Origin of the sequence: Rhodopirellula maiorica SM1, from assembly GCF_000346295.1 — a bacterium.
GTDB classification, from domain to species: domain Bacteria; phylum Planctomycetota; class Planctomycetia; order Pirellulales; family Pirellulaceae; genus Novipirellula; species Novipirellula maiorica.
In genome coordinates this window covers 1-8,058 of the sequence record NZ_ANOG01000192.1, presented here as the reverse complement: position 1 = coordinate 8,058, position 8,058 = coordinate 1, and the positions used below count along the sequence as shown (strand labels likewise).

Sequence of the window (8,058 nt, the reverse complement as noted above, 5' to 3'; positions counted from 1 at the left end):
TCCCACTCTCCCTGTTTCCTGCTTGTGTTTCACGGGTGGTTCCCTAAGTCGCAAAACTTAGCGACACTTTGGCAATGAAATCGATTGCCGAAGACTTGTTGCCTTATCAATCAGGCGAATTGACCATTGGATCGCACACCCTGCGTTTTCTTGATGAAGGCGCCGGCGAACAGACGCTGCTGTGCGTGCACGGGAATCCAACCTGGAGTTTTTACTGGCGTTCCATCGTCGAGCGGTTCAGCCCGACCCACCGTGTCGTCGCGGTCGACCATCTGGGGTGTGGACGCAGCGATAAACCGGCACGCGGACACAATGCCGAAAAGGGCCAATTTCCCTACCGCTTATCAGACCACCGCGACAACTTGGTCCACTTGATCGACGCGCTCGATTTGAAACGGGTCACGCTGATCGCTCATGACTGGGGCGGCGCCATCGGATTGTCGTCAATGCTGAAACGCCGTGACCGGCTCGAACGCATTGTTCTTTTGAACACGGCCGCCTTTCCACCACCCTATGTCCCCTGGCGGATCGCAGCTTGCCGCATTCCCGTGTTGGGCTCGGCCGCCGTTCGTGGGCTGAATGCATTTGCCGGCGCTGCGATCACGATGGCGATGTCCCGCAACTCGCTATCCAAAGACGCCGCCCGCGGCTTGTTGGCTCCTTACAACTCGTGGACCAATCGGGTCGCCAACGATGCCTTCGTCCGCGACATTCCGCTGACCGGCAAACATCCGACGATGTCGACGCTGCGTCAACTCGAATCCGACCTGCCAACGTTGGCATCCGTCCCATCGCTGTTGGTGTGGGGGATGAAAGATTGGTGCTTCCGTCCTGAATGTCTGCGTCGTTTCGAACAGGTTTGGCCCGACGCGAAAACGGTCGAGATCGCTGACGCGGGACATTATGTAATCGAAGACGCGAACGAGGAAGTGATCGCGGCCATCGCCAATTTTCTGCAAACCAGTACGGCCGATCCCCATCCGCCGCATCCCGCGTCGACACCTCCGGAAGGCAACGGCGATGTCCGGTGATCCATTGGTCTCGCTGCGATCGCAAATCACCTCGATTGGCGACGCCGTTCGCTGGGCTTGTGTCCTCGAAGCGACCGCCCCCAAGGCAGGGAATGTCTATCCCGGCCGCTCCTTCAGCAATTTGAACTACGCTGACTTTATCGCGGCCGCCGAGATTGCTGCGGAGGCATTTTCGATGCCAGGCCGGCACTTCAGCGAAAGTGTACTGGGAGCCGTTCGTCAAACCAAACTCGCCGTCGGATCCAATGTTAATCTTGGCATCTTACTATTGATCGGACCGATTGCCGAGGTTGCCCATCGAGACATCCACGCCGACTTGCAAGCCGCAGTGGCGTCATTGCTAGAAGGTCAAAACGAAGATGATGCGGCCTGTATCTTCGCAGCGATACGCGATGCAAATGCTGGCGGTCTCGGCGAAGCCGACGAACTGGATGTTCGCGACGCCGCCACCTCGGGGTCCGACCTGATCGCCGCGATGCGATTGGCGGCCCACCGAGACGCGGTCGCCTACCAATATGCCAACGGATTCAAAGACTTGTTCGGCCGGATCGTTCCGCTCGTCGAAAATGCGATCCAAGCCAACGGAGCCATTCTGGGGGGCGTCGCGGACGCCCACATTGACTTGCTCGCTCAACATCCCGACACCTTGATCGCACGTAAGTGTGGTGTGGAGGTTGCAATGGCCGTCCAGCAGCGAGCAAGTAAATTGGACAAAAGCGACAGTGTCGCACTTCGAGATTTTGATGCCTACCTTCGCAGCGATGGAAATCGGCTGAACCCGGGAACCACCGCCGACCTGATTGCCGCAGCGCTATTCGTATTATTAGTTACCTCTCCACCGACGAAGTCGGGAGGAGAGGTGGCAGAGAAGCGGCGCAACTAAAAAACACAACGAGCCAAATACGTTCGCAGGCGAGCAGCAACCCCATGTCGTGAAACTCGTCTTCTTACTCTTTACACGTTATTAGACCCCACGATGACCCAAGCCACTTTTCGCGTTGACGTCACCAAAGAGCAGTTTGTTTTCTCGGCAGCTCACTTCATTACCTTTGCCGGGGATATTTGTGAACGGATTCATGGGCACAACTATGCCGTTCGCGCCAGCGTCGAAGGACCACTCGACGAGAACCGCTACGTGGTCGACTTTATTGCACTTCGCGACGCCGTGCTGGAGCAGACAACGCGATTAGATCATCACATTATTCTTCCGCAGGATCACGCGGAAATTAAAGTCACCAGCGACGAGACTGAAACGACGGCCCGGTTTCGCGACCGACGCTGGGTGTTTCCCAACGACGATTGCGTCATTCTGCCGGTGATCAACACCACCGCCGAAGAGATCGCTCGCGTGATCGCCGAGCGAGTGAGGGAGGCAACGCGAGCGAAATTTGGCGACGCTCTAACATGGATCGAAGTCGCGGTGGACGAAAATTGTGGCCAATGGGGCGTTTGCCGTTTGCCTTGGCAAAACGGTTAAGCAGCTGGACAGGAGTCGTTCCGTGTATTAGCCGCTTTGCCACGGTTCCGACATTCAACCGGGGCTAGCAGCCTGTTGATTTAGTAGAAATGCAAATCGTATTATTGAGCCGAGGGCCGCAAGGCACCGGGTAATACGTGGAACCCGGCTGCTGACGCGCGAGCGGCTCATTGAATCAACAGCCCGCTAGCGTTCAAACGGCTAACGGGATTTTGCCCTATAAGGAAATCGCGAATCAACGGTAGCGAAAGTCGCAGAGACTTTCGCCCACGCGACTAAAACCGAAACTCTCTGCGAGTTTCGCTACCTCTTTCAGCGACTCCGATCGCGACTTTGGCCTAAAACGCACCGGTTTTCGGGGGATACAGAGCCCCGTCCACAACGTGTTTTGTGGGATTCCGTGCCGATCGTGCGGCCGTTTTTCCGCGTCAACTGCTACCACCAATACGTCCCCAACCAAAATGCTAGCAGGATCAAGAATCTCCAGGGAACTTGTCTGCTGATTCGCTATTCGCGTCGATACTTCATTGTGTGAGAGGGAAACGCTAATCCGCTTCACTCTCGCTAGCTCTGTCGTATCACAAGTCAACGTGGTTCGCTGTGTCTGACTTCCGTTGATCAGGGTTACGCACTTCCACAAGTCGCTCGCTTTGATCGGCTTGGCCCTAACGCGGCAGTGCTAGCTCAACCTTCCCATACCTAAAAAAACTTTTGGAGATAACCACGATGCGTCGTGTATTCATTCCCGCCTTGCTAGCCGTTGCCTTCGTCGCTAGCTCATCGGTCAATGCAAGTGCATTCGGCCTGTTCGACAAACTTTGTAACAAGGGCTGTGATAGCTGTTGTGACGTAGAGCCCGCATGCGGATGCGAAGCACCTGTTGCTTGCGGTTGTGCTGTTGAGCCAACTTGCGGAGCAGAGCCTTGCTGCGACAGCGGTTGCGGAATCGCTAAGCCAGGTCTTCTGTCACGCTTGTTCCACAAGCACCACGGTTGTGACTCGTGCGTCGAGCCAGCTTGCGGTTGCGAAGTCATCGAGCCAGCTTGCGGTTGCGAGCCAGCTTGCCCACAACAATGCGGCCCAACTTGTGGCGACAAGGTCAAAGGATTCTTGAAGGGCTTGTTCCACAAGCACCACAACTGCTGCGACGCTGGTCCTACCTGCGGATGCGAAGTTGCTCCTACTTGCGGATGCGAAGTTGCACCTGCTCCTTGCGGATGTGCTGAGCCTAGCTGTGGCGCTGGTTGGTAGTCCAACCAAGTCGACAAGATAGAATGATCGACTAGCCGTTGCATCCCCATCCGATAACGCAACGTTCCCCTAGTCATGCGAAGAGAAAAACGAAATCCTCGGCGGCTGCCACGAAAGCCGTCGAGGATTTTTTTGGTTTGAAGCGAAGCCCCCGTGCTCTGCAGCGAAGCCCTGCCTGCGTGCTAAGACGCATCCTCTTGTCGTTCGTTCACCGGCGAACATGGCTGCCGCCCACCTAACCGCTGGATTGTCCAACCGATCGAGGCATAGACGCGGTTGAACTCGTCCACAAAATCCTCGGCACTCGCTTGTGGCAGCGTGATCGGCCCGCTCACTTGCCGCCCCCCTTCTCTGGCGTTCTGGTCGTGAATCACCGCGTCGCACGCTCGGATCCCGCGTGGACTGCTCACTCGGTTTCTCCGCGCCAAATCACCGATGGGTGCGGGAACCCAAGTTGTTTGTCGACTCGGTTGTACACCGGTTTGCCGGCTTGAAAACGTTTCAAGTTGACACAAGCCATATCGACGGTGTCGTCGACACGCCGATACGACTGCGCGCCCACATGCGGCGTGATGATGACTTTCGGGTCGTCCCACAACAAACTCGTTTCGGCCAACGGCTCGACCTCGGTCACGTCCAACCCGGCACCGGCAAGATGCCCGCTAGCCAATGCGTCGACCAGTGCCGATTCGATAACCACGCTTCCTCGCGCGACGTTAATCAAATAGCTACCCCGCCGCATTTTGCTGATTCGTTCCTTGTCGAACAACCCTTGGGTGCTGGCGTTGAGCGGCAACGTCAGAATCACAATATCGCTGACCGCCAATAAATCGTCCAACTGATCCGCGGGCAATAACTCATCCACTTCGTCAGGTTTATCGACGGGGTAGTAGTCCGTGGCGACGATGCGGACATCCCAAGGGGCGAGCACTCGCGAGATCATCCGGCCATTGCCGCCCAAGCCGACGATGCCGACCGTTTTGCCGCGCAGATCGTCCGTCGGCAGCCGCGTGAAGTCACGCTTTGCCTCGGCACGGAAAAACAATGGCAGCGACCGCAGCAATCCAAACAGCAGCGAAAACGTTTGCTCGGCGACCTGGGGCGCGAACAATCCCGACGCACTGCTGACCGGGATATCCGAATCGATCACCCCCGGAACCAAGCAGTGATCCAATCCCGCCGCCGACGACTGGATCCACTGCAACCGATTTGCCTCGAGCACCCGGTCCCAATCGACCGGCACCTTGGCGTGGCCAATGAAAATGTCGGCCGTGGGCAACATTTCATCGATCCGTTCCTGTCCCGCGTTGACCACTTCGGCGTTAGGCGCCGCCGCTTGAATTTGTTGAATATGTTTTTCAGTGACCGGGAAACAGAGAACAATTCGCATGGCTGTGATACGCTGCAAAGGGAATAAACATTGGCATCCGGGAAGTTCACGACGACCGCCGCGCCCCCAACAAAGTGGATCACCATGAACTTAACTTTATCGCGTTCACTCACAAAGGTGGCTTGGATCGCTCTGATCTCGACGATCCTGGGGCTGGTAGCCGTTCCGGCAACGGGTCACGATTTTTCAAATGCCGAAATCGATGCCGCATTTGCCTCCGCTTCGGGCGGATTCAGTGCCGACGAGGTGATGATCCAAGATTCGCTGCGAGCTCGATTCCTTTCTGAACTCAATGCCACCGAGACGCATTCGGAACACTTTGAACGCGACGCGTTGCTGGCGTTATTGCAGCTGCGCAAATCAGGAGACTTGACTACCAAGGCAACCCGGCGTGGCAAACCCGTTGATGAATCGATTGTGCCCATCGCCGAAATTGCCGCTCGCGTGGTGATGGATCGACATCGCATTTCCAGCGACACGCTACTCGCCGATCCGGCGTTTCGCAAGGAACTCGATCACGAAGCTCAGAAGATCGCCTCTGGAACCGACACCGTCGCGATCCGCAAAGCGGTACTATCGCTGCGAAAACGCCGGGCACTCAAACCCGAATTGGTGCTCCGCGTGGCAGATTGGCAACGCAAGATTGAAACGTACTCGCTAGAAAAGCTACAACAGTCGATCGCGTCCGAGGAGATTAGCGACGGACCAGGAGTCTATCTGTTTCGCACAGCCGGCGGCTATTTGTACATCGGTGAAGCCAAGAATTTGCGACTTCGGCTGAGCGGTCACTTGGCTGCAAGCGACCGAGCATCGCTGGCCGAGTATCTCCGCAGTGAAGCGTCGGCCGGAGTGACCGTCGAGCTGCACGTTTTCCCGAGCGACAGTCCGGCCAAGCGAGTCACCGTACGTCGTGCTTATGAAAGCGAATTGATCCGCAGTCGGCAACCGCGACTAAACGTGCGTCCGTGAATCGGCATCGACTTTAGTCGCGGTCCCAAAATCGCGGTCGCTGCTAGTTCACCAGCGCCGAATTCATGCCGTAGGCGAACAAGGTTTCTTTGAGCTTTTCCATCAAAGCATCGTCCAAGGTGGTCATTGGCAATCGCAACTCGCCCGAGTCGCGGCCGACCATCATCATTGCAGCTTTTAGTGGGATCGGGTTGGTCGACAATCCGAGCATGTTTTGGCAAAGAGCGAACAGCTTGTGATGCATCGCCATTGCTTTTGTAAAATCGCCACTCGCGGCCGCATTGACCAATTCGATCATGTCTCGCGGCACCAAATTGCCAACCACCGAGATGATCCCTTCGGCACCGACACTCATCATTGGCAATGTCAGCGAATCATCGCCGCTCAACACGGTCAGATCCGTCGTGCCCACGATCGCCGAACATTGATCCAATTTTCCGGTCGCTTCCTTGACCATCGTGATCCCTTGGACCTCCGCGAGCCGCTGGATCGTTTCGACTTCGATCTCTTTACCACAACGGCCGGGGATGTTGTACACGCAAACCGGAATGTCGACCGCTTCGGCCACCGCTTTGAAGTGCTGGTAAAAACCTTCTTGCGTCGGCTTGTTGTAGTAGGGTGCGACCTGCAGCGTTGCATCGGCCCCTTCGGCCGCGGCTCGCTTGGTCAATCGCAGCGCTTCGGCGGTGCTGTTGCTGCCGGTACCGGCCATGACCTTGGCGCGTCCCGCCACGCACTGAATCACCTCAGCGATCACTTTTTCGTGTTCGTCGTGCGAAAGCGTCGGCGATTCGCCGGTCGTTCCCACAGGAACAATACAACGCGTGCCGGCTTCGATTTGGAATTCGACTTGCTCTTTCAGACGCGGATAGTTCACCTCACCATCAGTGAATGGCGTGACAATCGCGACCGAAAGGCCAGCAAAATCAGATCCCTTTCGTGGGCGGGTCTCAAAAGTCATATCGGAATCGGGTTCGTTGAAAAAGGAGGTTCGTCAGAGCCAAGGACACGCGTCATCGGCTTTGGTTCAGCAGAAAACCTAGTGTTTCGCCCCCTGATTCGTCAAGCGTCCGGTCCTGGATTCGCCATGATTCGAATCGCATACACCTCGGAAAACGCCGTACGAAACGTCTTCCTAGTTCGTTTGCAGCGTTTCAAATCGGTCGGCGATTTTACCACCGATCGCCAGCGATGCGGTTGCCGCAGGCGAGGGGGCGTTGAGCACGTGGATCGCACGATCGGTGGTCTCGATCAAAAAATCATCCACCAATTCACCCTCGGGCGTGACCGCTTGTGCTCGCACGCCAGCGCGGCCGGGTCGCAGGTCGGATCCGCGGATCGTCGGAATCAGCTTCTGCAATGCCGAAACAAATGCCGCTTTGCGTAGCGAGCGGTGTATTTCGCCCGCCCCGGTCCGCCAATACTTGCGAGCCAACTTCAAAAAACCGCCGTAGCGAAGCGTCTCGAACAAGTCGCTCGCATGGAACGTCCGCCAATCATATCCGTGTCGTGATAGCGCCAAAACTGCATTGGGACCACACTCCACACCGCCGTCGATCATCCGCGTGAAATGGACTCCTAAAAAGGGAAACGAAGGATCGGGAACCGGGTAAATCAGATGCCGACACAGGTGCTCGCGTTCTGGCACAAGATCGTAATACTCGCCACGAAATGGCACAATTTTCACTGCGGGTCGCCCGCCTGCCATTCGCAAGATACGGTCGCTTTGCAGACCCGCGCAATTGATCATTCGTCCACAATGGATCGTGCGATTTTTCGAATCCGTGATCGCCACCTCCGACGCGGCGGCGTTGATCCGTTTTACTTGGTACGAAAGGATCACCTTTCCACCGCCACGCTGAATCTGTTGTCGCATCGTCTCACATACCTTGGCATAGTTGACGATCCCCGTTTCAGGCACATGTAGCGCAGCGACGCCC

The 8,058-nt window shown here is 56.5% G+C and carries 8 protein-coding genes; 4 read left to right on the top strand and 4 right to left on the bottom strand.

What is annotated here, in order from left to right; translation table 11 throughout:
* Positions 1-74 precede the first annotated feature (74 nt).
* The 3 genes from RMSM_RS05955 (at position 75) to RMSM_RS05945 (ending at position 2,508) form a co-directional block, all read left to right on the top strand.
* A complete protein-coding gene (locus RMSM_RS05955; protein ID WP_008693003.1) occupies positions 75-1,031 on the top strand; it encodes an alpha/beta fold hydrolase in 957 nt (318 codons plus the stop codon).
* On the top strand, positions 1,021-1,914 hold the full coding sequence (locus RMSM_RS05950) for a triphosphoribosyl-dephospho-CoA synthase (protein WP_008692994.1): 894 nt from the start codon (positions 1,021-1,023) through the stop codon (positions 1,912-1,914). The genes RMSM_RS05955 and RMSM_RS05950 overlap by 11 nt, the downstream gene beginning before the upstream one ends.
* A 93-nt stretch (positions 1,915-2,007) precedes the next feature.
* Positions 2,008-2,508: a 6-pyruvoyl trahydropterin synthase family protein gene (locus tag RMSM_RS05945; protein WP_008692992.1), complete on the top strand. Its 501-nt coding sequence runs from the start codon at positions 2,008-2,010 to the stop codon at positions 2,506-2,508.
* A gap of 1,433 nt (positions 2,509-3,941) precedes the next feature.
* On the opposite strand, the gene RMSM_RS05940 is transcribed toward RMSM_RS05945, so the two are convergent.
* Positions 3,942-4,169: a hypothetical protein gene (locus RMSM_RS05940; RefSeq protein WP_040764310.1), complete on the bottom strand. Its 228-nt coding sequence runs from the start codon at positions 4,167-4,169 to the stop codon at positions 3,942-3,944.
* Entirely contained in the window at positions 4,166-5,149 is a 984-nt protein-coding gene (locus RMSM_RS05935; RefSeq protein WP_008692960.1) for a D-2-hydroxyacid dehydrogenase, read from the bottom strand. Before RMSM_RS05935 ends, RMSM_RS05940 begins: the two co-directional genes overlap by 4 nt.
* An 84-nt stretch (positions 5,150-5,233) precedes the next feature.
* On the opposite strand from RMSM_RS05935, the gene RMSM_RS41735 reads away from it, so the two are divergent.
* Complete coding sequence (locus tag RMSM_RS41735) at positions 5,234-6,118, top strand: GIY-YIG nuclease family protein (protein WP_081614039.1); 885 nt, start codon at positions 5,234-5,236, stop codon at positions 6,116-6,118.
* Positions 6,119-6,161: 43 nt separating this feature from the next.
* On the opposite strand, the gene dapA is transcribed toward RMSM_RS41735, so the two are convergent.
* Together dapA and lhgO are read right to left on the bottom strand one after the other, a co-directional pair.
* Complete coding sequence (gene dapA, locus RMSM_RS05925) at positions 6,162-7,079, bottom strand: 4-hydroxy-tetrahydrodipicolinate synthase (protein ID WP_040764307.1); 918 nt, start codon at positions 7,077-7,079, stop codon at positions 6,162-6,164.
* A gap of 174 nt (positions 7,080-7,253) precedes the next feature.
* Positions 7,254-8,058 (bottom strand): L-2-hydroxyglutarate oxidase (gene lhgO / locus RMSM_RS05920; RefSeq protein WP_040764306.1); only part of this gene is annotated, 805 nt, incomplete at its 5' end.

Coding starts and splice junctions, on each gene's coding strand:
- RMSM_RS41735 (WP_081614039.1), top strand. CDS start 5,234: ATGAACTTAACTTTATCGCGTTCACTCACAAAGGTGGCTTGGATCGCT.
- dapA (WP_040764307.1), bottom strand. CDS start 7,079: ATGACTTTTGAGACCCGCCCACGAAAGGGATCTGATTTTGCTGGCCTT.
- RMSM_RS05935 (WP_008692960.1), bottom strand. CDS start 5,149: ATGCGAATTGTTCTCTGTTTCCCGGTCACTGAAAAACATATTCAACAA.
- RMSM_RS05950 (WP_008692994.1), top strand. CDS start 1,021: ATGTCCGGTGATCCATTGGTCTCGCTGCGATCGCAAATCACCTCGATT.
- RMSM_RS05955 (WP_008693003.1), top strand. CDS start 75: ATGAAATCGATTGCCGAAGACTTGTTGCCTTATCAATCAGGCGAATTG.
- RMSM_RS05945 (WP_008692992.1), top strand. CDS start 2,008: ATGACCCAAGCCACTTTTCGCGTTGACGTCACCAAAGAGCAGTTTGTT.